Annotated in this window: 22 protein-coding genes and 1 tRNA gene; 13 read left to right on the top strand and 10 right to left on the bottom strand. The window is 46.2% G+C overall.

Going from position 1 to position 24,006, the window contains the following annotated elements; genetic code table 11:
* Nucleotides 1–32 precede the first annotated feature (32 nt).
* A complete protein-coding gene (locus DN062_RS09340) occupies nt 33–692 on the bottom strand; it encodes an alpha/beta hydrolase (RefSeq protein ID WP_112159072.1) in 660 nt (219 codons plus the stop codon).
* Nucleotides 693–878: 186 nt separating this feature from the next.
* Here DN062_RS09340 and DN062_RS09335 point away from each other — a divergent pair, with 186 nt between their 5' ends.
* Nucleotides 879–1,931: a GGDEF domain-containing protein gene (locus tag DN062_RS09335; protein WP_112159071.1), complete on the top strand. Its 1,053-nt coding sequence runs from the start codon at nt 879–881 to the stop codon at nt 1,929–1,931.
* Between the two features lie 193 nt (nt 1,932–2,124).
* On the opposite strand, the gene DN062_RS09330 is transcribed toward DN062_RS09335, so the two are convergent.
* From DN062_RS09330 to DN062_RS09315, 4 genes are all read right to left on the bottom strand, one after another.
* A tRNA-Phe gene (locus DN062_RS09330) sits at nt 2,125–2,200 on the bottom strand.
* Nucleotides 2,201–2,302: 102 nt separating this feature from the next.
* On the bottom strand, nt 2,303–3,409 hold the full coding sequence (aguA, locus tag DN062_RS09325) for an agmatine deiminase (protein WP_112159070.1): 1,107 nt from the start codon (nt 3,407–3,409) through the stop codon (nt 2,303–2,305).
* The gene (gene aguB / locus DN062_RS09320) at nt 3,409–4,281 is read right to left on the bottom strand and encodes an N-carbamoylputrescine amidase (RefSeq protein WP_112159069.1); all 873 of its coding nucleotides are present in this window, start codon (nt 4,279–4,281) and stop codon (nt 3,409–3,411) included. Before aguB ends, aguA begins: the two co-directional genes overlap by 1 nt.
* 15 nt (nt 4,282–4,296) lie before the next feature.
* Entirely contained in the window at nt 4,297–5,580 is a 1,284-nt protein-coding gene (locus tag DN062_RS09315) for an NAD(P)/FAD-dependent oxidoreductase (protein WP_112159068.1), read from the bottom strand.
* 126 nt (nt 5,581–5,706) lie between these two features.
* On the opposite strand from DN062_RS09315, the gene DN062_RS09310 reads away from it, so the two are divergent.
* Entirely contained in the window at nt 5,707–7,206 is a 1,500-nt protein-coding gene (locus tag DN062_RS09310; RefSeq protein ID WP_112159067.1) for an aldehyde dehydrogenase, read from the top strand.
* Between the two features lie 58 nt (nt 7,207–7,264).
* On the opposite strand, the gene DN062_RS09305 is transcribed toward DN062_RS09310, so the two are convergent.
* Both DN062_RS09305 and DN062_RS09300 read right to left on the bottom strand, forming a co-directional pair.
* On the bottom strand, nt 7,265–8,560 hold the full coding sequence (locus tag DN062_RS09305; RefSeq protein ID WP_112159066.1) for an NAD(P)/FAD-dependent oxidoreductase: 1,296 nt from the start codon (nt 8,558–8,560) through the stop codon (nt 7,265–7,267).
* A gap of 63 nt (nt 8,561–8,623) precedes the next feature.
* A complete protein-coding gene (locus tag DN062_RS09300) occupies nt 8,624–9,988 on the bottom strand; it encodes a glutamine synthetase family protein (protein ID WP_112159065.1) in 1,365 nt (454 codons plus the stop codon).
* Between the two features lie 283 nt (nt 9,989–10,271).
* On the opposite strand from DN062_RS09300, the gene DN062_RS09295 reads away from it, so the two are divergent.
* The 6 genes from DN062_RS09295 to DN062_RS09270 all read left to right on the top strand — a co-directional run bounded on the left by DN062_RS09295 (nt 10,272) and on the right by DN062_RS09270 (nt 16,635).
* A complete protein-coding gene (locus DN062_RS09295; RefSeq protein ID WP_112159064.1) occupies nt 10,272–11,072 on the top strand; it encodes a gamma-glutamyl-gamma-aminobutyrate hydrolase family protein in 801 nt (266 codons plus the stop codon).
* Nucleotides 11,073–11,100: 28 nt separating this feature from the next.
* A complete protein-coding gene (locus tag DN062_RS09290) occupies nt 11,101–12,447 on the top strand; it encodes a glutamine synthetase family protein (RefSeq protein WP_112159063.1) in 1,347 nt (448 codons plus the stop codon).
* 115 nt (nt 12,448–12,562) lie between these two features.
* The gene (locus DN062_RS09285) at nt 12,563–13,666 is read left to right on the top strand and encodes a polyamine ABC transporter substrate-binding protein (RefSeq protein ID WP_112159062.1); all 1,104 of its coding nucleotides are present in this window, start codon (nt 12,563–12,565) and stop codon (nt 13,664–13,666) included.
* 73 nt (nt 13,667–13,739) lie between these two features.
* Complete coding sequence (gene potA / locus DN062_RS09280) at nt 13,740–14,882, top strand: polyamine ABC transporter ATP-binding protein (RefSeq protein ID WP_193483886.1); 1,143 nt, start codon at nt 13,740–13,742, stop codon at nt 14,880–14,882.
* Between the two features lie 18 nt (nt 14,883–14,900).
* Nucleotides 14,901–15,815 (top strand): ABC transporter permease subunit, encoded by a 915-nt coding sequence (locus DN062_RS09275; protein WP_112159061.1) that lies wholly within the window; start codon nt 14,901–14,903, stop codon nt 15,813–15,815.
* Entirely contained in the window at nt 15,808–16,635 is an 828-nt protein-coding gene (locus tag DN062_RS09270) for an ABC transporter permease subunit (RefSeq protein WP_112159060.1), read from the top strand. The genes DN062_RS09275 and DN062_RS09270 overlap by 8 nt, the downstream gene beginning before the upstream one ends.
* A 71-nt stretch (nt 16,636–16,706) precedes the next feature.
* Here DN062_RS09270 and DN062_RS09265 read toward each other — a convergent pair whose 3' ends face one another.
* From DN062_RS09265 to DN062_RS09255, 3 genes are all read right to left on the bottom strand, one after another.
* The gene (locus tag DN062_RS09265) at nt 16,707–16,997 is read right to left on the bottom strand and encodes an oxidative damage protection protein (RefSeq protein WP_112159059.1); all 291 of its coding nucleotides are present in this window, start codon (nt 16,995–16,997) and stop codon (nt 16,707–16,709) included.
* 111 nt (nt 16,998–17,108) lie between these two features.
* Nucleotides 17,109–18,116 (bottom strand): A/G-specific adenine glycosylase, encoded by a 1,008-nt coding sequence (gene mutY / locus DN062_RS09260; RefSeq protein WP_112159058.1) that lies wholly within the window; start codon nt 18,114–18,116, stop codon nt 17,109–17,111.
* Nucleotides 18,117–20,243 carry an AsmA family protein gene (locus tag DN062_RS09255; protein ID WP_112159057.1) on the bottom strand — a complete coding sequence of 709 codons (2,127 nt, stop codon included), beginning with the start codon at nt 20,241–20,243 and terminating at the stop codon, nt 18,117–18,119.
* A 140-nt stretch (nt 20,244–20,383) separates the two neighbouring features.
* Between DN062_RS09255 and hisB the strand changes: the two genes are divergently transcribed.
* Genes hisB through DN062_RS09230 form a run of 5 tightly spaced genes read left to right on the top strand, consistent with a single transcriptional unit; the run spans nt 20,384 to nt 24,005 of the window.
* Nucleotides 20,384–20,977 (top strand): imidazoleglycerol-phosphate dehydratase HisB, encoded by a 594-nt coding sequence (gene hisB / locus DN062_RS09250; RefSeq protein ID WP_036514390.1) that lies wholly within the window; start codon nt 20,384–20,386, stop codon nt 20,975–20,977.
* Nucleotides 20,978–20,979: 2 nt separating this feature from the next.
* Nucleotides 20,980–21,627 (top strand): imidazole glycerol phosphate synthase subunit HisH, encoded by a 648-nt coding sequence (gene hisH / locus DN062_RS09245; protein WP_112159056.1) that lies wholly within the window; start codon nt 20,980–20,982, stop codon nt 21,625–21,627.
* Between the two features lie 51 nt (nt 21,628–21,678).
* On the top strand, nt 21,679–22,419 hold the full coding sequence (gene hisA / locus DN062_RS09240) for a 1-(5-phosphoribosyl)-5-[(5-phosphoribosylamino)methylideneamino]imidazole-4-carboxamide isomerase (RefSeq protein ID WP_112159055.1): 741 nt from the start codon (nt 21,679–21,681) through the stop codon (nt 22,417–22,419).
* A gap of 9 nt (nt 22,420–22,428) precedes the next feature.
* A complete protein-coding gene (hisF, locus tag DN062_RS09235; RefSeq protein WP_112159054.1) occupies nt 22,429–23,202 on the top strand; it encodes an imidazole glycerol phosphate synthase subunit HisF in 774 nt (257 codons plus the stop codon).
* 44 nt (nt 23,203–23,246) lie between these two features.
* Nucleotides 23,247–24,005, top strand: coding sequence for a transporter substrate-binding domain-containing protein (locus DN062_RS09230; RefSeq protein ID WP_112159053.1), 759 nt, complete (start codon nt 23,247–23,249; stop codon nt 24,003–24,005).
* Nucleotide 24,006 lies beyond the last annotated feature (1 nt).

Genomic DNA, 24,006 nt, shown 5'->3' with positions numbered 1-24,006 from the left:
CCCCGCCTATTCGTGGTCAACGGTGTTAAGGGCTAGGATAAACGTGCAGTCAGCCAACGACCAATTTGCTTAACTTGCTCTAAGCACAATGAATGTTCCATAGGAAAGGTTTCATACTCGACGGTGAAACCTTGATCGGTTAGCAAAGCTTTTGCTTGTTGTCCTAGGGTTTCAGGAACAATATCGTCGTAAAGGCCGTGTTGAATTAATACAGGTAAAGAACGATCCTGGCAGGTAAAGTCGGTGAGCTTGGGGGTTGCAAAGTAAGTCGAAAGGGCTAGAAGTCCAGCCAGAGGTCGCGTGGTATTTAAAGCCGCGTGGTAAACAACCGCTCCACCTTGTGAAAAGCCAGCGAGAAGAATATTGTGACTTGGAATGCCACGTTGTATCTCTCGCTCAATTAAGGTCTCTACGGCTTGAGCTGATCCTTTTAGTTGCTCAGTGTCGACCTTCCGTTCGATATTAATATCGAGAATATCGTACCATGCAGGCATGATTATCCCGCCATTAATGGTGACTGCAATATTGGGCGCATGCGGGAAGATAAAGCGGATGCTATGATTACTGGGTAAGTCTAGCTCTGGCAGTATGGGTTCAAAATCGTGACCATTGGCGCCTAAACCATGCAGCCATATCACACAATGCCTTGCCGGAATTGGGGGTTCAATTTCTAGGTAGTCTAAATCACTCATGGTTATCTATCCTGAAGCTATTTGTTGGGTAGGCCTAAAATGAAACGCCTGTTAAATAGTATCTGATTTTATTGGAAATACGTTTATAATCTTTGTAATCGTGATTGCCCTCTTTAGTTGAATGACTGACAAGAGGATCTCAAATGGATAATGTACTAATAAAAATAGCAGGCAGGGTGCCAACTTTTGCGAAAAGAATTTGAAATCGAAAGCCATAAGCTCGCTAACTCTATAGATGATGCTCGAAAGCGCTCTATTTTGTTATTTGTCAGTTACATTACTGGCAGTGTTATGCTGGTTTATGGCATTTTGCATCTTTTTAATCACAATCATCTGCTGCTTCTGATTTTATTTGGCTGTAGTGCCGTTTTTTATGGAAATGCGCTTTTTTATCATTTAACACAGCGTTTGAATGAGGCGTGTGAACTTGAAAGCATTTTAGTCGGCGTTTTTGTGCTAGCTCTGGTCTATCAAGGAGGTCATGAGAACACAGCGCTATATTGGGTATTCCCGTTCCCTGCTATTCTGTTTGGGCTATTAGGCGTTCGAAAAGCCCTTGTCATGAACATCCTGTTGTTAATATTGTTATCGGCCATGCTCTATGTACCTGGCTTTGTCGAAGCTCAGTATGCACCGGCAGAGAGAAGTCGTTTCTTAGTGTCTTTGTTGCTGGTCATTATCGTGAGTTTGATTAATGACTTTTTTAGAGAGCGTAGCCACATCGCGATGTCTCAAGTGCAGCGGAGCCGAGAAAAACAAGCCAATACGGATATTTTAACACGTCTGGTAAATCGTCGTTTTATTACGATCAGCCTCCCAAAATATCTTAAGCAAAATCCCGAGAACTTTTTGCCCTTAGCCGTCGTCATGTGTGATCTTGATCATTTCAAGAAGTTGAATGATACCTATGGGCATGAGTGTGGTGATCTGGCGTTAAAACATGTGGCTCAGTTGTTCATCGAGCATTTGCGTCAACAAGATATTGCCTGCCGCAGTGGCGGTGAAGAGTTTTTATTTCTGTTGCCTTTATGCGGAATTATAGATGCGCTGCACGTCGCTGAAAAAGTTAGAGAGGCAGTAGTCGATACGGATTTTAGTTATCAAGGGCAGCATATACCCCTAACGGCGAGCTTTGGCGTGAGTTTGTGTAAAACGTCTGATGGGTTGGATGAGGCGATTAAAGCCGCAGATTTAAAAATGTATGAGGCTAAACAGGCTGGACGAAACTGCGTTCGTTAATGTCTGAACTGTAGAGGTAAAGAGAGTAGTAGAGCAACAAGAACTAAGTCAGATTGAAATGGTTTTATCCACAATAATATCTTGGTTCAGATCTTTAAGCGATTAGGTTTTTTTGTTTTCTAAGAATGGATTTTTTAGTAGATATAAAGCGACTGGTTAGTATTTGCACCATCTTCAACACTGCGTTTGAAAATGGTGCCCGGAGGCGGAATCGAACCACCGACACGAGGATTTTCAATCCTCTGCTCTACCGACTGAGCTATCCGGGCTAACCGAGGCGCGTATTAAATAAAATTTGGCGGTCCTCGTCAACACCTTTTTTAAAAAAAGATGAAAAAAATCAAAAAAAAGCGATTTAGAGGCAAAATTGGTTATTTTTTAGTCGGTTGCTGTTGGGTCAAGCAGTGTATATTGCCCCCACCTAGCAATAACTCTCGGCCAGGAATTTGAACAATTTTATGTTCAGGACAGAGTTTACTGAGTAGATCGGCTGCAATCTTATCCATTGGGTCATCAAACGCAGGCATGACGATACCACCATTGCAGAATAAAAAATTGACGTAACTGGCCGCTAAGCGATTTCCCCCTTGCCGAGGTTGAGAACCTGTTTGCACCATCACCCCAGCCGCTTCTTCATCGGTCATGTAAAGAGGCCCAGGCACAGGTATCTTATGAATCTGCAGTGCTCGACCCTTTGCATCAGTTTGTTGGCTTAGATACTCAAATGCAGCGATAGAGGCAGCATATTGAGGATCATTTTTATCCTCAGTCCAAGCGAGTAGTACTTGTGTTGGTGCAATGAAGCACGCCATATTATCGACATGTTCATCGGTTTCGTCTTCAACAATCCCTTTCGGAAGCCAAAGTACTTTTTCGATGCCTAAATACTCACGTAACTTATCTTCTATCTCGTTGCGGCTGAGGTGAGGATTGCGGTTGGGGTTCAGTAAGCAGGTCTCCGTAGTCAACAAGGTGCCCTCACCGTCGACATGAATAGCGCCGCCTTCCAGAATGAAATCCGCGCGATAACGCTCTAATTTTTCGATTTGAAGGATTTTTTGAGCCACCTGGTCATCAAGTGCCCACGAGTCGTAAAGCCCGCCATTTAGGCCCCCCCAAGCGTTAAAAATCCAATCGACTCCTCTCAATTCGCCAGCAAGGTTACGAATAAACGTAGGGCCTGTGTCTCTAACCCATGCATCATCGCTGGAGAGCTCGATAATTCGAACATTCGCTTCATCTTTGAGCAGTGAATAGACGTTTTCGTAGGCCTGAGCGCTGACGCCTAAGGAGACAGGTTCAAACTGGGCGATGCTTTTCACCAGGGTTACGAATGCGGTTTGCGCTGGTTTTGCGTGCTCGCGCCAATTGTCGGGCCTTTCTGGCCATATGAGCCACGTTTGCTCATGAGGTGTCCATTCGGCAGGCATAAAGAAACCGTCTTGCTTTGGTGTACTTGACAATGTGCGGTTACCCATCAACGTGTGACTCCATCTTTGGTCAGAATTGGCGAAAATAAATCCGTCCGTCTATCACGAAAAACACCCCAAGAGTGACGCTTATGCGCCAATGCATCTAGATCAAATGTGTGGGTGATAATACCTGTTTCAGTACGGTCGAGTTCGGCGACCTTGGCACCGGTTTCGTCCGCAATAAACGAAGATCCATAAAACGTAATAGCCGAATCGCCTTCGGTCTCGCGGCCAATACGGTTGCTGGCAATCAGTGGTGTCAGGTTGGCACCGGCATGGCCGCACTGCACTCGTTGCCAATGATCGCGGGAATCCAAACTGTCATCCTGCGGCTCGCTCCCGATTGCCGTAGGATAAAAGAGTAACTCGGCACCCATTAATGCCATGGCGCGTGCACATTCGGGGTACCATTGGTCCCAGCAAATACCCACGCCAATATTGGCATAAGCGGTCTTCCATACTTTGAAGCCAGTGTCACCTGGCGTGAAGTAGAACTTCTCCGAATAGCCCGGGCCATCGGGTATGTGGCTTTTTCGATATAGGCCTAAGTTACGCCCATCGGCATCAATGATGGCAATGCTATTGTAAAAAGCATTGTTGTGGCGTTCGTAAAAGCTGATGGGCAGCACCACGTTCAGTTCTGCTGCTAAAGCTTGAAAGTGAGCGACAGCCGGATTGTCTTCTAGGGGCGTGGCAAAGGTTAAATACTCATAACGTTGCTTCTGACAGAAATAACACCGCTCAAAAAGCTCTTGCAGCAAAATGATTTGTGCTCCCTTGGCATGCGCGGCACGAACCAACTGCTCGGCTTTATCGATATTGTCTTGTACATGCCAATCACAACTCATTTGCGTGGCGGCAACGGTAACATTTCGCATGTTCGCTTCCCTCTCTTAAATGCCCAATTTATCTCTTAAAGTATAGTAAGCAGCCCCCATGGCGGTAAAAGGAATACGGAAAGAACGACCTCCTGGGAATGGATAGTGTGGCAAGTTTGCGAAGGCATCGAAACGTTCAGCCTGACCTTGAATTGCCATCGCAAGTGCTTTCCCCGCGACGTGAGTGAATGTGACGCCATGGCCCGAGCAGCCTTGAGAATAATAGATATTATGACCGATGCGCCCCATTTGAGGCAGTCTAGACAGGGTGAGTAAAAAGTTACCTGTCCAAGTAAACTCAATTTTTACGTTAGCGAGTTGAGGAAAGGTTTTAAGCATTTTTGGACGAATAATGTTCTTAATGTCAGCAGGATCTCTCGCTCCATAAATGACCCCACCACCGTATAGCATGCGTTTATCACCAGAGAGACGGAAATAATCCAGTAGATAATTACAATCTTCGATACAGTGATCTTTTGGAATTAGGCTGTGTGCGAGCGCTTCATCAAGGGGCTCAGTTGCAATCACTTGGGTGCCACAGGGCATGGATTTAGCCGCTAACTGCGGTAACAGATTGCCAAGATACGCATTGCCAGCGACCACCACAAATTTAGCTTTGACAGAGCCTTTGGCGGTCACTACTTCTGCCGTTTCGCCTTGATTGAACGAGGTGACGAGTGAGTGTTCGAATATCTTGCCGCCAAGCTGTTCAAAGGCGGCCGCTTCGCCCAAGGCAAGATTCAAGGGATGGATGTGGCCGCCTGTATGATCAAGGGCACCGCCAACATAACGATCTGTATTAACGACCTCTTTGATTTGTCGAGTATCGAGTAATTCGAGTTGATCGTAACCAAAGCGCCGCCAGAGTTGTTGTTGGCTTTCCAGATGTTTGAGTTGCTTGGCTGTAATGGCCGCAAAAACTCCACCGTCCTTTAAGTCACATTGGATGTCGTAGGCTTTAACACGCTGGCGGATAATTTGCGCACCTTCAAATGCCATCTCCGCTAAATGCTTCAAATGCGGTGCGGAGGTTTGTTTCTCAATCGAGTCTAGGTCACGGCTATAGCTGTTGACGATTTGACCGCCATTACGTCCAGAAGCTCCAAAGCCAACCGTCATGGCTTCCAGTAAAATGACGTTAAACCCTGCTTCCGCTAGAAACAGTGCTGTGGATAACCCGGTGTACCCTCCACCGATGACACAAACGTCTGTTTCGTGAAGACCCTCTAGCGCTGGGCGCTCTGGAGCAAGGTTCGCTGATGCCGCATAATAGGACTGTGCAGGTACAAACTGAGTCATAGCTTTCTCACTTTGATAAACGTATTCTTAAGTCTATGTCAGAGAAATCAAACAAGAAAGCCGAATTTTTTTATCCTTTCTTGCTTTGATGATCAGAATCAACGATTGAGGATAATTGAGGTACATATGTCAACTCCTGAAACGCGTGAACAATGGCAAGAAATGGCACTGACGCTCACGATTCAAGGCCAGGCATTTATTAAAGGCCGCTATCAACCTGCGGTGAGTGGTAAGACATTTGACTGTTTTAGTCCAATAGATGGGCGTCTACTGGCTAAAGTCGCTAGCTGCGATCAAGACGATGCGGATTTGGCTGTGAGCGTGGCTCGTCAAACCTTTGAGTCAGGCGTATGGAGTCGGATGGCGCCGGCTAAACGCAAGCAAGTATTGCTTAAATTTGCCGAACTGGTGCTTGAACATCGCAATGAGCTGGCGCTTTTGGAAACCTTGGATATGGGTAAGCCAATCAACCATGCGTTGAGAGGTGACATCCCAGCGACCGCGCGGGCGATTAGTTGGACAGCAGAAGCCATCGATAAGGTGTATGACGAGCTGGCACCCACGGCTCACAATCAAATTGGTATGATTACCCGTGAGCCTATAGGGGTTGTTGCAGCGATCGTGCCCTGGAATTTCCCATTAATTATGGCTGCGTGGAAACTCGCACCCGCCTTGGCAACGGGCAATTCCGTAATCTTAAAGCCTTCAGAGAAATCCCCCTTAAGCGCCCTGCGTTTGGCCGCTTTGGCCACTGAAGCAGGGATTCCTGAAGGGGTCTTCAATGTTTTGCCAGGTTATGGTCACACTGTGGGTAAGGCGTTGGCGCTGCACATGGATGTGGATTGTTTAGTCTTTACTGGCTCAACAGGTGTTGCAAAGCAATTGATGATTTATGCCGGTCAATCAAACATGAAGCGCGTATGGTTAGAGGCTGGCGGTAAAAGTCCAAATATTGTCTTTGCCGATGCTCCTGATTTAGATAAGGCGGCAGCTGAAGCGGCGTCCGCAATTGCCTATAACCAAGGTGAGGTTTGCACAGCGGGCTCGCGTCTATTGGTTGAGGCCAGTATTAAAGATGAGTTTGTCAGCCGAGTCATCGCTGCGTTAAAGCGTTGGCAGCCAGGTCACCCGCTTGATCCTCAAACCCGTTGTGGTGCAATTGTGGATCAAGATCAGCTACAGCGTATACTGTCTTACATTGAGTCTGGTCAGCAGGAAGGTGCTACGCTTGCGCAAGGAGGAAAGCAGGCATTTTCGGAAACGGGTGGTTTTTACGTAGAACCCACGGTGTTTGATAATGTCCACAATGAGATGAAAATCGCCGCTGAAGAAATTTTTGGTCCGGTGTTATCTGTCATTAGCTTTAATACCCCAGAAGAAGCTGTGCGTATTGCCAACGATACGATTTTTGGGCTTGCGGCCGCTGTATGGACATCCGATATTAATAAAGCTCACAAAACGGCTAAGGCTCTTCGAGCCGGAAGTGTTTGGATCAATCACTATGACGGTGGTGATATGACCGCACCCTTTGGTGGCTTTAAGCAATCCGGTAATGGGCGGGATAAATCCTTACATGCTTTCGATAAATACACGGAGTTAAAAGCCACTTGGATCGAACTTTCATAAAAGAGAAAGTTGACAGGTTCAAGTTTAGGGGCTCAATTGAGCCCCTAAGTTATTGGTATTAAAAAGCATCTTTCAGTTTATGCCAAAGCATGCCTGCTGCGAGTAGCGGAGCCCTAAATCTGCGTCCTCCCGGAAAGGTCATATGAGGCACGTGCGCGAACCAATCAAAGCGCTCACCTTGTCCCGATATTTTTTCGGCTAGCAGCTTTGCTGCTAAATGTGTCGCATTGACGCCGTGCCCAGCATAAGCTTGAGCATAGAAAATCGACGGGCAGTCGGGCAATTGGCCAATTTGCGGTAGGCGATTGGCTCCGATACCGATCATCCCTCCCCATTCATAGGCAATTTTCAGTGGTTTTAGCTGAGGAAATACTGTTTGAATGTTGGGCTTGAGTGCGTCAGCGATATTCTTTGGATCTTTTCCGGTATAGGTACACAGACCCCCAAAGATCAGACGATGATCGGCACTGATGCGATAATAGTCCAATTCCGTGCGCATATCCGCAACCGCTCGGCGTTTTGGCATCAAGGATTCGCACAAGGCGGGATCAAGCGGCTCCGTCGCTATTAAATAGCTACCCGCAGGCAGTATCTTGCCGCCAAGCCAGTGGTCGAGTTCTGAATTGAGGTAGGCGTTGGCGCCTAATATGAGTTGATCACAGGTCACAACGCCCTCAGAGGTAATGACAGTGGGGCGTTCGCCCTTTTCAATACGCAGTACTTCCGATTGCTCATACATCTGCACACCCAATTGCTCTGCAATTAAGGCTTCACCTAGCAGTAAATTGAGCGGGTGCAGGTGTCCGCTGCCTTCATCGAGCAGTGCACCTTTGTAAAAGGCAGAGTTAACAACTTCACTTTTTAGCTCCTGTGCGTTAAGACGTTTAACAGGATGAGGGTATCCGAGCTGCGTTAACTCATCTAGCTCGCTATCAAGATCAGGCAAATGTCGATTATGGGTGGCTAAGTCGGCGTAGCCTAGGTGTAAATCACATTCAATTTGGTAGTGGTTAATGCGAGTTTTGACGATTTCTAGGGCCTCAAATCCCATTTTTTTTAGGGCTAAGACCCCTTCTTGTCCAAGCCGATTGGTGAACTGGTCAAGATTATGACCGATGCCACGAATCAACTCTCCGCCATTACGACCAGACGCTCCCCAGCCAATGTGGTTGGCTTCTAGCAATATGACCTTAAAGCCTCGTTCAGCTAATTCAATTGCCGTATTGATGCCCGTATAACCGCCACCCATGATGCAAATTTGAGTGTCATGGCGACCTTCAAGCTTGGGCCAGGTTCGATGAAGGTTGCGAGAGGCCGCGTACCATGAAGAGGTGTGTTCTTGAAAGCTGGACATAAAACTTCCCAAGATAGTCTGGTTTAAGCTCAAGTGTACCTGAGCTTAAACCCTTTTTGCGTATTAAACCGTGTGTAAATACCAAAGGTATTCGAGATCAGAGATGGTGTGCTCGAACTCGGTAAGCTCATTTTCTTTGCAGGCAACAAAGATTTGCATGAACTTATAGCCAAGATACTCAAGCATGACCGGAGAGTCTTCAAACTCGCGTAGTGCATCACGTAGATTGTTGACCAAGGAAGGCTCATGCTGTTCATGCGCATTGCCAACGGTCATCGGTGGCGGCTCGATTTTATGGGTAATGCCAAAATGTATCCCTGATAAAACAGCAGCCATGAGCAAGTAGGGATTGGCATCGGCACCTGCGATTCGATGCTCGATACGCAGTGCGTCCGGATCGCCACCTGGCAAGCGCAATGCGGCTGTCCGGTTATCCACGCCCCAGGTCGGCGCACTGGCCACATAGTATTCTGGGCTAAAACGGCGATAGGAGTTAATATTAGGACACAAGACTGCCATGGCATCATTCATTGTTGCCAGTAGGCCTCCAATTGCCCAGCGCAACATATCGTTGGGCTGCTCTGGATCACCGGCAAAGATATTCTTCCCATCTTTATCAACAAGGCTGACATGTACATGCATGCCGCTACCTGATTGGTCATGATAGGGCTTGGCCATGAACGTGGTGTCCATTTCATGGTCGTATGCCATATTCTTCACTAAGCGTTTCAGCAGTGTCGCATGATCACAGGCTTTAACTGGATCGTCCACGTGATGTAAGTTGACCTCAAACTGCCCTGGAGCTGACTCGGCGACAAGTGCATCGGCAGGAATGGATTGCTCGTGCGCGGCATCTAGAACATCCGCAAGAAAATCAGCATATTCATCTAAATCATCAATAGAATAAACTTGTACACTGGCAGGACGCTTACCGGAGGTAGGTGACTTAGGGGGTTGCGGTCGGCCTGACAGGTTTTCCTGATCAATTAGGTAGAACTCCAATTCGAAGGCGGTAACTGGTGTTATTTCTAACTCTTCAAAACGTTTAACCACACGTTGCAGAACTACACGGGGGTCGGCAAAGAAAGGCGTCTGCCGATCCAGCTCATACATGGTCATTAACAGTTGCGCGGTCGGACGCTTTTGCCAAGGTTCCATGTTGAGCGTGTCTGGAATCGGTAAGCAAATACGGTCAGCCTCCCCTATTTCCAGTCCTAGGCCCGTTTCTTCTACGGTGGTGCCTTGAATGTTGAGTGCGAAAATTGAGGCAGGCAGTGCGACGCCTTTCTCGAATACTTTTTCAATAGCACTGGGGTCAACGCGTTTGCCACGAACAATGCCGTTCATATCGGCAATCAGCAAATCGACAAATTGAAGTTCAGGATGCGCCTGCACAAAGGCTTTGGCGTTTTCTAAATCTGAGCCCATAAGGGTAACCTTTTTTGCTGTTGTTTTTTCTCTGGTATGAATCGATGACTTAACAGAGTTCATATGGAGTAAATTCTATAATTAGACTTCTGTCAATAAGTCGTTGAAATGCCCGCTTTTAGGGCTTGCATACTTTTCTTGCCCCTTGTTAAGGCAAGTGAGAAAAAACTTGCGTATAACCCTTGTAAAGGCTTGATAAGCGCTTACAGGAGCGTTAAAACGTAAGATAATTAGATAAGTGATTTATGGTTTGTCATATAGCTGAAAAGTCAGGTTGTTTAAAATGAGCACGAGTATCGCGAAACGCCCTTTGATCGGGGTGAATGCCTGTAGTCAATGGTTGCCTGGAAAACATCCGTTCTTTATTGTCGGTGAAAAATATGTGCAATCGGTTGCCCAAGGAGCGGGCGGAATGCCTATGGTCATTCCAGCCTTAGGTGATGATTTACCTATAGGGCAGATCGTAGAGCTATTAGATGGTCTTTTATTAACGGGTTCACCTTCGAATATTGAACCCCACCATTATCAAGGAGGACCAAGCGCTGCCGATTCCGAACATGATCCCAAACGCGATGCGACGACCTTGCCATTAATTCGTGCAGCAATTGATGCCGGGGTGCCTGTTTTGGGGATTTGTCGTGGCTTTCAGGAGATGAATGTTGCATTAGGAGGCTCGCTTCATCAAAAAGTGCATGATCTTGAAGAGTACCTGGATCATCGTGAGGATAAACAGGCTAGCATTGACCAGCAGTACAATGCATTAGCACACTCGATTGAAATCGTAAAAGGTGGTTTACTGGCTTCGATTTGGCCTGAGTCTGGTCAGGTTCAAGTCAACTCTTTACATGGCCAGGGTGTCGACCAGTTGGCACCTGGGTTGAGTATCGAAGCGAAAGCTGAAGATGGTTTAATTGAAGCATTTTCCGTTGATAATGCGAAAACCTTTGCGTTAGCGGTACAGTGGCATCCAGAATGGCAATGGCATCCAGAAAAAGATCAGGTGGGTGACTTTCCCTTCTATCGCGCTATATTTAAAGCATTTGGCGATGCATGTCGGGCTCGCCAAATATCCCGTACAAACTGAGACATTAACTCAATAACACAGGTTCGTTATGAAAGACCTAGAAAGCTGGCTACAAGAACACAATATTACTGAAATTGAATGTGTTGTCAGCGATATTAACGGTATTGCGAGAGGTAAAATTGCGCCTGTTTCCAAATTTATTGCGGAAAAAGGTATGCGCTTGCCTGAAAGTATCCTGTTACAAACCGTAACAGGTGATTATGTCGATGATGATGTGTATTACTCGCTCTTGGATCCCGCCGATATCGATATGATCTGTCACCCTGATCCAGACGCAATTTTTTTGATTCCTTGGGCGCAAGAGCCCACGGCACAGGTCATTCATGATTGCTATGACCGAGTCGGTAATCCGATAGATCTTTCACCTCGCAATCTCCTGAAACGAGTACTTCGACTCTATGAAGAGCAGGGTTGGAAGCCGATTGTTTCGCCAGAAATGGAGTTCTATTTAACCAAGCGTTGTGAAGATCCCGATTTACCTTTACAGCCACCAATTGGACGTTCAGGTCGCCAAGAAACGGGTCGTCAGTCGTTTTCGATTGATGCTGCCAACGAGTTTGATCCTCTGTTTGAGGATATGTACGACTGGTGTGAGGCGCAGGGGCTTGAAATTGACACGCTGATTCATGAAGAAGGAACGGCCCAGATGGAAATTAACTTCCGTCACGGCGACCCTTTAGCAATTGCAGATCATGTTTTTGTATTCAAGCGCACTATGCGTGAAGCGGCTTTAAAGCATAATGTTGCAGCAACCTTCATGGCGAAACCTATCTCAAATGAGCCTGGCAGTGCCATGCATCTGCATCAAAGTGTCGTGGATTTAAAGACGGGCAAATCCGTTTTTTCGAATGAAGATGGCAGCATGAGCCAGTTGTTTTTGCATCATATTGGCGGTTTGCAGAAGTACATACCGGAAGTGTTGCCCCTCTTAGCACCGAATGTAAACTCTTTCCGTCGATTTTTACCGGATACTTCGGCACCTGTGAATGTTGAATGGGGTTTAGAAAATCGTACTTGTGGGCTTCGTGTTCCTGATTCTGATGCTCAAAACCGTCGAGTTGAAAATCGTTTGCCGGGCGCGGATGCCAATGCCTATTTGGCGATTGCTGCCAGCTTGCTCTGCGGGTATTTGGGTATGATTAAGAAAACCAACCCATCGGCACCCGTACAAGGAAGAGCTTACGAGCGCAGAAACTTACGCCTACCCATTACCATTGAAGCCGCGCTTGAGCGCATGGAAAACTGCAAAATTGTTGAAGAGTATTTAGGCAGTCATTTTGTGCAGGGATATATCGCGGTGAAACGTGTTGAACATGAAAATTTCAAACAAGTCATTAGCTCTTGGGAGCGTGAATTTTTGTTGTTAAGTGTTTAATAGGTGAGTAACGGAGTTTTTTTGAAAAAGATGTAAAAAACTATTTTAAAAACACATAAAAGTGATGAAAATGCCCCGCCATTTTTGCCGCCACTTTCGAATTTGAGGTTAAGACATGATTAAACAATACAAACTCAGTGTGTTAGCAGCATCCGTAGCCCTTGCCATGGGTGCAACAGCGGTTCAGGCCAAAGAAGTCCGTGTGTATAACTGGTCAGATTATATTGCCGAAGACACTATTCAAAAGTTTGAAGCCGCTACTGGCATTAAAGTTATTTATGATGTCTATGATAGCAACGAGGTCTTAGAAAGTAAGTTGTTATCCGGTCGGTCAGGTTACGATTTGGCGATGCCGTCTAACCATTACGTCACTAAGTATATAAAAGCGGAAGCGATTCAGGCGATTGATCATTCGAAACTAACAAACAAAGACAATCTGAATCCAGATCTGATGGCACAGCTCGAAGCAGTTGATCCTGGCAGCACTTACTCGATTCCCTATATGTGGGGCACCAATGGCTTTGGTTATAACGTTGACCGTATCGAAGCTATTTTAGGTGAGGATGCCCCCACAGATTCTTGGGCATTGATGTTTGATCCAGAGGTGACAGCTAAGTTGGCAGCGGGTGGTTGTGGCATCACTATGTTGGACTCTGGCGATGAGATGATTTCGGCGGCAATGGCTTATTTAGGTCTTGACCCAACCAGCAATGATGCGGCTGATATCAATAAAGGCGCGGATGTAATCAGTGCTGTACAGCCACATATTACCTACTTCCACTCTTCACGATACATTTCTGATCTTGCTAACGGCGATATTTGTGTCGCAGCGGGGTATTCAGGGGACCTTTTACAGGCAGCAGATCGTGCTGATGAAGCTGATAACGGTGTATCTATCAAATACACTATCCCCAAAGAAGGTGCAGCTTTGTGGTTTGACATGATGGTGATTCCAAAAGGTGCACCAAACTATGACAATGCTCATGCGTTCATTAACTTCATTCTTGAGCCCGAAATTGTTGCTGACATTACAAACTATGTGATGTACGCCAACCCTAACAAAGCTGCTGATGAGTTTGTTGATCCAGAGGTTCTTGGGGATGATGCCATTTATCCATCTGATGAAGTCATGAAAAAGTTATTTGTTGCCAAGGAACGTCCACTGGATACGCAGCGTGTGATTACACGCAGCTGGAATCGAGTTAAATCTGGCCGTTAATCAACTGACGTCCGCTGGTGGATACCCGCCAGCGGACGTTTTCTGTTTTTCTCTGATTAGGGAGTAGCGTCCAATGCTTGGAGCAGTGGGAGCCTTAAAAAAAGCCATGGCGGAAAATACTGAGTCTGAAGTATTGCTACAGATTCAAGGCATCAGTAAGTATTTTGATGATGTATTGGCCGTAGACAATGTCAGCATTGACATTAAAAAAGGCGAAATTTTTGCACTGTTGGGTGGGTCAGGATCAGGTAAGTCAACTTTGTTGCGGATGTTAGCGGGTTTTGAAAAACCAAGTGACGGCAAATTGATACTGGACGGTCGTGATATCACGCATCTACCTCCCTATGAGCGTCCAATCAATATGATGTTTCAGTCCTATGCCTTGTTTCCGCATATGACAGTGGAACAAAACATAGCCTTTGGTTTGAAACAAGACAAAATGCCAAAAAGCGAGATTCAGCAGCGTGTCCATGAAATGCTGAAGCTTGTGAAAATGGAAAAGTATGCTCGACGTAAACCTGCTCAGTTATCGGGTGGTCAACGTCAGCGAGTGGCTTTAGCGAGATCCCTCGCAAAGCGTCCAAAGTTATTATTGCTAGATGAGCCCATGGGAGCTCTGGATAAAAAGCTGCGTACAGAAATGCAGTTAGAAGTTGTTGATATTCTTGAGAAGGTTGGAGTGACTTGTGTTCTCGTTACTCATGACCAAGAAGAAGCTATGACCATGGCCAATCGTATTGCGATTATGTCTGAGGGTTGGATTGCGCAGGTCGGTTCGCCTGTGGATATTTACGAGAGTCCCAACAGCCGTATGATTGCGGAGTTTATTGGCAGTGTGAATATTTTTGAAGGGTCTATCCTTGAGGATGAATCCGACAGTTTAACCCTTTCTTGCGATGACTTCCCAGCCCCTGTGTTTATTGATCGAGGTGTTACGACGCCTGCTGAAACCATGCAAGCACTGGTGGCTTTACGCCCTGAAAAAACACTTGTCAGTGCAGATGCGCCGGAGGATACAACTAAGAATTGTGCTCAGGGCATTGTTCATGATATTGCCTACTTGGGTGGAATATCGGTTTATTACGTCAAACTGCCTTCAGGTAAGTTGGTGCAGGCCTCTATGGCGAATACCGAAAGACGAGGTGAGCGGCCAACTTGGGATGATCCGGTCTATGTGTATTGGGAAGCAGATAGCCCTATGGTGCTATGGCAGTGATGATTCCGCGGAGGATGTATGCCTGAATTATTAAGTAAGCTGCGGTCTAGGCTTCCCAGCGGAAGAACAGTGGTCTTTGGTATTCCATTTATTTGGCTCCTACTTTTCTTCTTATTGCCTTTTGCGCTGGTGCTAAAGATTAGTTTTTCATCTGCGCTCATTGCAGTACCGCCCTATCAACCCGTGTTCAGCTATGTAAATGAAACCCTGAATGTTGTATTAAATTTTGGCAATTACCTTTTTTTGGCGTCTGATAGCTTGTACGTTGCTGCCTATTGGGGCTCGGTGAAAATTGCGTTCATTTCAACTTTGGTTTGTTTATTGATTGGCTATCCAATGGCGTATGCCATTGCTAGGGCGCCACTTCAGCTGCAACTTGTGCTGCTTTTGCTCATTATGTTGCCGTCTTGGACCTCTTTTTTAATTCGTGTGTATGCTTGGATGGGCATTCTGGGTAATCAGGGGCTTCTGAATAATTTTTTACTTTGGTTAGGTGTGATTAAAGAGCCCCTGCGAATGATGAATACCAATTTCGCGGTAGTGCTCGGTATTGTCTATGCCTACCTGCCTTTCATGATTTTGCCTTTGTATGCGAACTTGGTAAAGCTCGATACCAGTCTGCTCGAAGCCGCGTCCGATTTAGGCTCGCGAACATTGAATACCTTCTGGAGAATTACCTTGCCTCTTTCTAAAGGCGGCATTATCGCAGGTTCTATGCTGGTGTTTATTCCAGCGGTTGGTGAGTTCGTGATTCCTGAGCTGTTGGGTGGCCCGGATACACTTATGATTGGTAAGGTTTTGTGGGAAGAATTTTTCAATAACCGCGACTGGCCTGTGGCATCAGCTTTAGCGATCGTGATGTTACTTTTGTTGATCGTCCCAATTACGCTGTTCCACCGATATCAGTCAAAGGAGTTGGAAAAGAATGGCTAAGCTCCTAAAAATTCGTTTTTCGACGCTAATGCTGATCCTTGGCTTGTTGTTTTTATATGTGCCGATGATCATTTTGGTGATTTATTCATTTAACTCATCACGATTGGTAACGGTTTGGGCTGGATTTTCGACCCATTGGTATGCTGAGTTATTTCGTGACCAACAACTCCTTTCAGCCGTATGGATGAGTTTACGCATCGCGTTTTATTCGGCGTCTATGGCGGTGTGTTTGGGTACGCTCGCGGCCTTTGTAATGACACGCTTTAGTCGCTTTCGTGGCCGTACGATGCTGTCGAGCATGATTACGGCTCCTTTGGTTATGCCCGAAGTGATCACGGGGCTATCGCTCTTGTTGCTTTTCGTGCATATGGCCCAATTAGTCGGATGGCCTGCAGACCGAGGCATGGCGACGATTTGGATTGCACATACAACCTTCTGTAGTGCGTATGTAGCCGTTGTCGTGTCATCACGTTTGCGGGAGTTAGATTTGTCAATCGAAGAAGCGGCGATGGATTTAGGTGCAACGCCTTTCAAAACCTTCTTCCTGATTACCTTGCCGATGATTGCCCCTGCCCTGATCTCTGGTTGGCTGTTGGCGTTTACTTTGTCATTGGATGATTTGGTAATTGCGAGCTTTGTATCAGGACCTGGTGCGACAACACTGCCGATGGTTGTATTTTCATCTGTTCGCTTAGGGGTTTCACCTAAGATCAATGCCTTAGCGACCTTGATTATTTTGGCCGTTTCAATCGTGGCGTTCTTAGCGTGGTTCTGGATGCGTCGGGCGGAAGAAAAACGTCGTCAGCCCGTTCAAGAATAGTCGGTTTTGGTTCGCGCTGTTGAGGTAATGAATGACAGCGCGAATCTAACCCTAGCGATCACATGTCTCTGCTAGTCTTTGTCAGACGATGCTTCGCTAGGCGGGACGTAGCCTTCTGCTTTCTCGTAATCATCTCCAGTTAAGAACTTGTCCATCTGCTCTTGCAGGTATTTACGGTTTTGCGCATCCATCATGTTTAAGTGTTTTTCATTAATTAGCATGGTTTGATGGGCTGTCCATTCTTGCCAAGCCTGCTTTGATACACTGTCAAAGATACGCTGACCTACCGGGCCTGGGAAAGGTGCGCGATCCAACCCTTCCATTTCCTTTTGATACTTACAACAAAAAACATGGCGACTCATGGTGTTCTCCAACTCGAATGATTGGTTTATATTACAGAAGCAAAAGCTGAGTATACAGGTTTTAAATTTTTTCCAGTTTAAAGCATTCTCTTGGTTAAAGTACGGAGCCTGCTACTTAAGGCTAGCGAGTAGCTTTTTCACGGGAGCAGCCAAACCAAGAGACTGTTGGGGCTGATCTAGGTTGTACCAAAGACCCTTGGCTTCTTCCACTTGAAAACATTCCGGTTTTTTGACAAGCGCTGGGGTGATTTCTAAATCATAATGGCTAAAGCTATGCTTAATGACGGGCAAACATTTAAGTACAGTGTCGGGTAGTTCTTCTGTTTCTGGCAAGCTCCAGAGTCCACCCCAAATACCCTTAGCTGGACGTTTTTCCAACCATACTTCACGCGGTTCATTAAAATGTATTAGCATAATGGTGGTTTTCAGCGGCTTATGCTTTTTAGGGCGGGCTTTAGGTAACACATGAGTTAGACCTAAAGCATAGGCTTGGCAATGGGATTGGATTGGGCACAAAAGACAGGCGGGCTTTGTCCGTCGGCATAGAGTTGCACCCAGATCCATCATGGCTTGAGTGTAGTCACCGACTCGATGCGTTGGTGTGTTATGTTCGGCGTAAGTCCACAGAGCTGCTTGCACTTTGGGAGCGCCAGGCCATTCGTCGATGGCATAAAAACGCGCCAATACGCGTTTTACATTTCCATCTAAAATAGAGGCGCGTACGCCCATTGATATGGAAAGGATCGCTCCGGCAGTTGAGCGTCCGATACCCGGTAACGCTTCCATCTCTTCAAGTGTATTTGGGAAGGCACCACCGAGTTCATGACTAATGATTTGTGCTGTTTTGTGCAGATTACGGGCCCGTGCATAATAGCCCAACCCTGTCCACAGATGTAAAACCTGATCCAGAGGTGCGCTGGCCAGTGCATGTACGTCAGGAAAAGTATCCGTGAAGTGAAGAAAATAAGGAATGACAGTACTGACTTGCGTTTGCTGCAACATAATTTCAGACACCCAGGTAAAATAGGGTGACTTGTTCGTTTGCCAAGGCAAGTCATGGCGGCCGTGTTCATCGAACCAGTTGAGCACGGTTTGGCTAAAAGCTTCAGACGATAACATTTAACGGATTAATCCTCGTATTAAATTACGTGTCCCTTCATCCCCTCCAAGGCGCTCGATCAGCTTCTCTTCGACTTGGCCTCCCAGCTTTTCTTCAACTTTACGTTGCAGTTCCTGTCTTAAGAGTTGCGTGAAAACACGAGTGTCGGGCTTGCACATTTCTGTTGGTGGAGTGTCGAAGCGACCTGAACACAGAATAGGCAACTCAAGGCCTTCTAAACGATTATTGACGGAGCAGGTTTGTTTAAACAAGTTGTCCGTTACCTTAAAGCCCAGTCGATAATCCAATAATTGCTGGGGTAAATTAACGGTACCTGCTCCAGTGAGTTGCATCGCGTCCATAGACGCGCGTAAATCGTTATTCGATACAACACCTTGGTTTAGATCAAATGTCCCACCCATGTTCGCAAACGGAGTAGACCGATCAACCTGAACTGGATTAATGCCAAGGGCAAGTGCTGATTGAATGCCCTGGCACAGGGTTTGCGCCATATCAATGCCTTGAATGACACCGTCGACTAAGCGAACATCCGCTGTCCCAGATAAGCTGTTCAGCCATTGTTGTGTCGTATGGCCGCGAGCAGTGAGATTTGCAGAAGCACTTAAAGCTCCAGTCAAGGTGTTAGAATTTGCCAGAGTCAAAAGCACTTTTTCTAAGTTAAGCTCCGAAACGCTATTTTTGAGCGCGATGGTTGCTGGCGTTTGGTTAACATTGATGCTCACCTGATTGCGGATACGTCCTTCAAACACATCTACATCAAGCTGTTTAACGTCAATGTTACCGTCTTGTGCTTGCATATTAAAATGGAGGTTGTGGAGTAGAAATTGATCGTACTTCAACTCTGTAACCCCAATAATGGCGCTCAGGTTAAGCGCTCTTAGATCATCTGGGTTAAAGACCCTAGATGGCTCGTTTGTTTCGACACTCATTGTGCTCGGTTGAGTGCTCTGATCCGTTTGAGCTGGCAGGTAGTCATTCAGATTCAGCTTAAGTGTCGATAGCTCCACGTGAGGTTGTGCAGTTGCTGTATCAAAGGACGCCAGTCCGGTCCACGCACTACTGTCGATATCGATATTCAGTGGTGATAGATGCCAGCTAGCCGGCGTTCCTTTTAATTGGCTATCAAGGCGAACAGAACGTAACGCTTGAGGGTCGGCGGTTTGAGGTTCATTGATACCTATCGCACTTAGAAAGCGTTTAAGGTCAAAGGGGTCTGAGTTAATTTTTCCTAAAACCTCAAACTCACTAAAGTTGTTAACATCGAACTGTCCACGTAGTGTCAAATTTTCCAGATTAGCGATTAAGTTTGAAAGCTGTAGTTGCTCCAAAGCTCGATTGAGCTTTAATTGCCCTGTTAGGACCAAACGAAGTGGTGTCGATAGATTTGGCTGGTCGCGCGAGTCTAGTGTGACTGAAAAAGGCGAAATCTCAATCTCATTTAGATTTGGAGATAAGGTCACCTGCCCTTTGAATTGACTCTGGCCATTAAAGAGTCGTTCCCGTTCTTTAAAGAATTGAATGCCAGTTTCGAAATCAATACTAGTGGGTGTATTGTATGAAATAACATCGGTTTTGAATTGAATGTGAGTGAGCTCAGTCAGGGTGTTGTCGAGTTCATTTTCATAGCGTACACCAGCGTTTTTTAACGTGAAGCTTCGAATTAACAAATGCTCAAGTTTAACATCTGATCGGCCCGATGCGGGTGCATCGACGGTACTAGGCGCCTCGGATTCAGGAGTAACAGCGTGCCAATTCGAGATACCATCGCTATCTGTGTGCAAAGAGATACGAAGTCCATCAAGTAAAATTGCATCCACTTCAATACGTTTGGACAGTAATGCGATCAAGTCGAGTGAAGCCTGTGCTTTATCGATTGAGGCTAAGGTTGGCTTGTCGGGATACTTTACAGTCAACTCATTCAGCTGTATTCCAAGCCAAGGGTACAATGACCATTCAATATCACTCTCTATAGTGAGTTCAATCCCTGCTTTATCAAACGCTAATTGCTTGATATCAGGCTTAAAATCGTTCGGGTTAAAAACAGACGTCACGTAAAAAAGTGCAAGAGCGATCAATGTGATGATGAGCGCTAATACACCAAGAACAATTTTAGAAATGAGTCTCATTGGAGTTCCCTGCCCGTTTGTTTAGAGTTTCTTGAAGTTCTATAGACGATTACTCAACGACTAATGACCAGATGATCTGCCGTTGTTACTAAGATGCCTGTATAATAGCAGGAAATGTTAAATAGTTTGCGGAGAAACTCATGGCGCAGCGTACAGCCAGTGTCACACGTAATACACTGGAAACCCAGATTACGGTCAGTATCAACCTGGACGGTACCGGTAAATTCGAATCGGATACAGGCGTTCCATTTCTAGATCATATGATGGATCAAATCGCGCGTCATGGATTGATCGACCTGAATATTCATGCAGTAGGCGATTTGCATATTGATGATCACCATACTGTCGAAGATATCGGCATTACACTGGGGCAAGCGTTCAAGCAGGCCGTTGGTGATAAAACCGGTATTCGTCGTTACGGTCATGCCTATGTCCCCCTTGATGAAGCTTTATCCCGTGTTGTCATCGACTTTTCTGGACGCCCTGGATTGGACATGAACGTTGAATTTACGCGAGGACGTATCGGTAGCTTGGATGTCGATCTATTCAGTGAGTTTTTCCATGGTTTTGTCAATCATGCCCAAGTAACACTGCATATTGATAACCTGAAAGGTAAAAATAGCCACCATCAGGCAGAAACCATCTTCAAAGCGTTTGGCCGAGCACTCAGAATGGCGCTGGAAGAAGATCCCAGGGCGATCGGCATGATGCCATCAACCAAAGGGTGTCTGTAAGCATGAGCAGTATCGCGGTCATAGATTATGGCATGGGCAATTTGCATTCGGTTGCTAAAGCGCTTGAGCATGTTCAGCCGGGTGTTGAAGTCCGAGTAACCGCTGATCCTCAGCAGGTCAGGGATGCCGATCGTGTGTTACTTCCAGGTGTCGGCGCTATTCGTGACTGTATGGCTGAAATTCGTCGCTTGGGCGTCGATGCCGAAGTGGCGGAAGCGATCAGATCTGGCAAACCCTTTTTAGGGATTTGTGTTGGTTTTCAGGCATTGATGGACTTTTCTGAAGAGAACGGTGGGGTTGATTGCTTAGGTGAGTTTCCGGGGCGTGTGAATTTCTTTGGTGACAATTTGTTAGACCAAGATAACACGCCTCTTAAAGTGCCTCACATGGGCTGGAATCAAGTGGCTCAAACAATAGACCACCCCCTTTGGCAGGGAATTGACGATCGCAGCCGCTTTTACTTTGTGCACAGTTATTATGTGAAGTTAGCACAACCTGAGCGAGTGGCGGCAACCTGCGAATACGGTGTTCCGTTTGATGTGGCTTTGGCGCACAAAAATGTCTTTGCAGTGCAGTTCCATCCTGAAAAAAGCCAGCAAGCAGGCTTACAGCTACTGAAGAATTTTTTGAATTGGCAAGGGCAACCTTGATAGCCTAGTGAGCTGTCAGACCCTTACTCTTAGCTTTTATTGGATAACGACATGTTAATAATACCTGCGATTGATCTAAAAGACGGAAAATGTGTGCGCTTACGTCAAGGGCGCATGGATGATTCGACAGTATTTTCTGACAACCCAGTGGAAATGGCCGCAAAATGGGTTGAAGCAGGGTGTCGCCGTCTTCATCTGGTTGATCTGAATGGCGCGTTTGCCGGAGAGCCGATTAATGGTGAGATCGTCAATGAAATCGCGCGCGCCTTTCCTGATTTACCTATTCAGATTGGTGGGGGTATTCGCAATGCTGAGATTATCGAGTCGTATCTGAAGGCCGGTGTCAGCTATGTCATCATTGGAACGAAAGCCGTCAAAGAGCCTAGCTTTGTCACTGAAATGTGTAAAGCCTTTCCTGGCCACATCATTGTTGGATTAGATGCCCAAGACGGGTTTGTCGCGACCGATGGTTGGGCCGAAATCTCGACGGTTAAAGCCACCGATCTGGCTAAACAGTTTAAGGATGACGGTGTTTCCTCAATAGTGTATACCGATATTAGTCGTGATGGCATGATGCAAGGCGTTAATGTCGAGGCAACAGTTGCCCTGGCGCAGTATGCTGGGATTCCTGTCATAGCATCGGGTGGTGTCACAGATATTGAAGACATACGTCGTTTAGCAGCGGTGGCGGATCAAGGCATTCTTGGCGCTATTACAGGGCGTGCTATATATGAAGGTACGTTGGACGTGGCGCAGGCACAAGCGCTTAGCGATCAACTCTGTGGTGCTTAAGGAGCAGGTATGGGTCTGGCAAAGCGAATTATCCCTTGTTTAGATGTTGAAAATGGGCGTGTTGTTAAGGGCGTTAAGTTTTTAGACATCCGTGATGCTGGCGATCCGGTAGAAATTGCACGACGCTATGAGCAGCAAGGTGCTGATGAGATCACCTTCCTTGATATCACAGCGAGTCATGAGGGCCGTGAAACAACCGTCCACACGGTTGAGCGTATGGCATCAGAGGTGTTTATCCCTCTAACCGTGGGCGGCGGCATTCGCACCTGTGAAGATATCCGTCGAATGCTCAACGCAGGTGCAGACAAGGTATCGATTAATACAGCGGCTGTGTTTAACCCTGAGTTTGTTGCTGAGGCTGCATCACGATTTGGTTCTCAGTGCATTGTAGTCGCGATTGATGCCAAAAAAGTCTCTTTGCCGGGTGAAGACGATCGTTGGGAGATTTTTACTCATGGTGGACGCAAGCCGACAGGATTGGATGCGGTGGCTTGGGCACAAAATATGGTTAACTTAGGTGCAGGTGAAATATTACTGACATCCATGGATCAAGATGGCATGAAGTCAGGGTTCGACCTAGGCGTCACTCGTGCGATCAGTGAAGCTGTTCATGTTCCTGTAATTGCCTCAGGTGGCGTAGGGAATTTAGATCATTTAGTTGATGGTGTTCTACTCGGAAAAGCGGATGCTGTGCTGGCGGCCTCGATTTTTCATTTTAATGAGTATACGATTCCTGAGGCCAAGCGGTACATGCAAGCGCGTGGCATTGAAATGCGTTTATGATAATCTTCGACTGACACAATAGCGCGCATAGAGGTGCGACATACATGAGAAAAATAAAAGGAAAAGTCTTTTTTTTGTTAATGCTATTGTTTGTATCTGTGTCGCTTGTTGCAGCCCCTTTAAGAGTGGCAATTGAAGGAAATTACCCACCCTTTAGTTATGTGGATGATTCAGGCCAAGTGGTTGGTTTTGATATAGATATCACTCATGCATTATGTGCTGCTATGAATGTTGAGTGTGAAATGATTTTGGTCGAGTGGTCCGAAATACTCGAAGGCTTAGTGGCGGGTGACTATCAATTAATCATTGCCAGTATGGGAAAGACCCCCGAGCGCGAGAAATTAGCGGACTTTTCAGACTACTATTACAGAGCTCATTCAGTTTTTGTTGGCGATCCAAAACAACATTCGAAGAAGCACTATGATGATTTAAAGCAGCTGCGTATAGCTACGGGTAAGGATACCCTGCAGTCTCAGTATTTATTGGCGAACTACCCTGAAGAAAATGTTTACCTCTTAAATAGTCATGATGAGGCAATGGATGCCTTAATTAAGGGAGATGTTGATCTTGTATTATCGAATAGTATTAGTCAGCTCCACTTTTTACAGTCACCTGAAGGCGAAAATTTTGATTTCATTTCAGAGCCTTTAGTCAATGATCTACTGGTGGACTATGCGCACATAGCCATACGAAAAGGGCATCCTGAGCTGCTATTGGCGGTGAACGAGGGGCTAAAAAAAATACGATTCAATGGTCAATATGATCAAATAAACCGCAAGTATATCCCTTTCAGTATTTACTGAT

This window comes from Nitrincola tibetensis (assembly GCF_003284585.1).
Classification (GTDB): Bacteria; Pseudomonadota; Gammaproteobacteria; order Pseudomonadales; family Balneatricaceae; genus Nitrincola; species Nitrincola tibetensis.
The sequence above is the reverse complement of the archived record's forward strand: the minus strand, read 5'-3'. Positions and strand labels throughout refer to the sequence as shown.

Excerpts from the sequence above, each read along its gene's own strand:
- DN062_RS09340 (WP_112159072.1), bottom strand. The coding sequence starts at position 692 with ATGAGTGATTTAGACTACCTAGAAATTGAACCCCCAATTCCGGCAAGG.
- aguA (WP_112159070.1), bottom strand. The coding sequence starts at position 3,409 with ATGGGTAACCGCACATTGTCAAGTACACCAAAGCAAGACGGTTTCTTT.
- aguB (WP_112159069.1), bottom strand. The coding sequence starts at position 4,281 with ATGCGAAATGTTACCGTTGCCGCCACGCAAATGAGTTGTGATTGGCAT.
- DN062_RS09315 (WP_112159068.1), bottom strand. The coding sequence starts at position 5,580 with ATGACTCAGTTTGTACCTGCACAGTCCTATTATGCGGCATCAGCGAAC.
- DN062_RS09310 (WP_112159067.1), top strand. The coding sequence starts at position 5,707 with ATGTCAACTCCTGAAACGCGTGAACAATGGCAAGAAATGGCACTGACG.
- DN062_RS09305 (WP_112159066.1), bottom strand. The coding sequence starts at position 8,560 with ATGTCCAGCTTTCAAGAACACACCTCTTCATGGTACGCGGCCTCTCGC.
- DN062_RS09300 (WP_112159065.1), bottom strand. The coding sequence starts at position 9,988 with ATGGGCTCAGATTTAGAAAACGCCAAAGCCTTTGTGCAGGCGCATCCT.
- DN062_RS09295 (WP_112159064.1), top strand. The coding sequence starts at position 10,272 with ATGAGCACGAGTATCGCGAAACGCCCTTTGATCGGGGTGAATGCCTGT.
- DN062_RS09290 (WP_112159063.1), top strand. The coding sequence starts at position 11,101 with ATGAAAGACCTAGAAAGCTGGCTACAAGAACACAATATTACTGAAATT.
- DN062_RS09285 (WP_112159062.1), top strand. The coding sequence starts at position 12,563 with ATGATTAAACAATACAAACTCAGTGTGTTAGCAGCATCCGTAGCCCTT.
- potA (WP_193483886.1), top strand. The coding sequence starts at position 13,740 with ATGCTTGGAGCAGTGGGAGCCTTAAAAAAAGCCATGGCGGAAAATACT.
- DN062_RS09275 (WP_112159061.1), top strand. The coding sequence starts at position 14,901 with ATGCCTGAATTATTAAGTAAGCTGCGGTCTAGGCTTCCCAGCGGAAGA.
- DN062_RS09270 (WP_112159060.1), top strand. The coding sequence starts at position 15,808 with ATGGCTAAGCTCCTAAAAATTCGTTTTTCGACGCTAATGCTGATCCTT.
- DN062_RS09265 (WP_112159059.1), bottom strand. The coding sequence starts at position 16,997 with ATGAGTCGCCATGTTTTTTGTTGTAAGTATCAAAAGGAAATGGAAGGG.
- mutY (WP_112159058.1), bottom strand. The coding sequence starts at position 18,116 with ATGTTATCGTCTGAAGCTTTTAGCCAAACCGTGCTCAACTGGTTCGAT.
- DN062_RS09255 (WP_112159057.1), bottom strand. The coding sequence starts at position 20,243 with ATGAGACTCATTTCTAAAATTGTTCTTGGTGTATTAGCGCTCATCATC.
- hisB (WP_036514390.1), top strand. The coding sequence starts at position 20,384 with ATGGCGCAGCGTACAGCCAGTGTCACACGTAATACACTGGAAACCCAG.
- hisH (WP_112159056.1), top strand. The coding sequence starts at position 20,980 with ATGAGCAGTATCGCGGTCATAGATTATGGCATGGGCAATTTGCATTCG.
- hisA (WP_112159055.1), top strand. The coding sequence starts at position 21,679 with ATGTTAATAATACCTGCGATTGATCTAAAAGACGGAAAATGTGTGCGC.
- hisF (WP_112159054.1), top strand. The coding sequence starts at position 22,429 with ATGGGTCTGGCAAAGCGAATTATCCCTTGTTTAGATGTTGAAAATGGG.
- DN062_RS09230 (WP_112159053.1), top strand. The coding sequence starts at position 23,247 with ATGAGAAAAATAAAAGGAAAAGTCTTTTTTTTGTTAATGCTATTGTTT.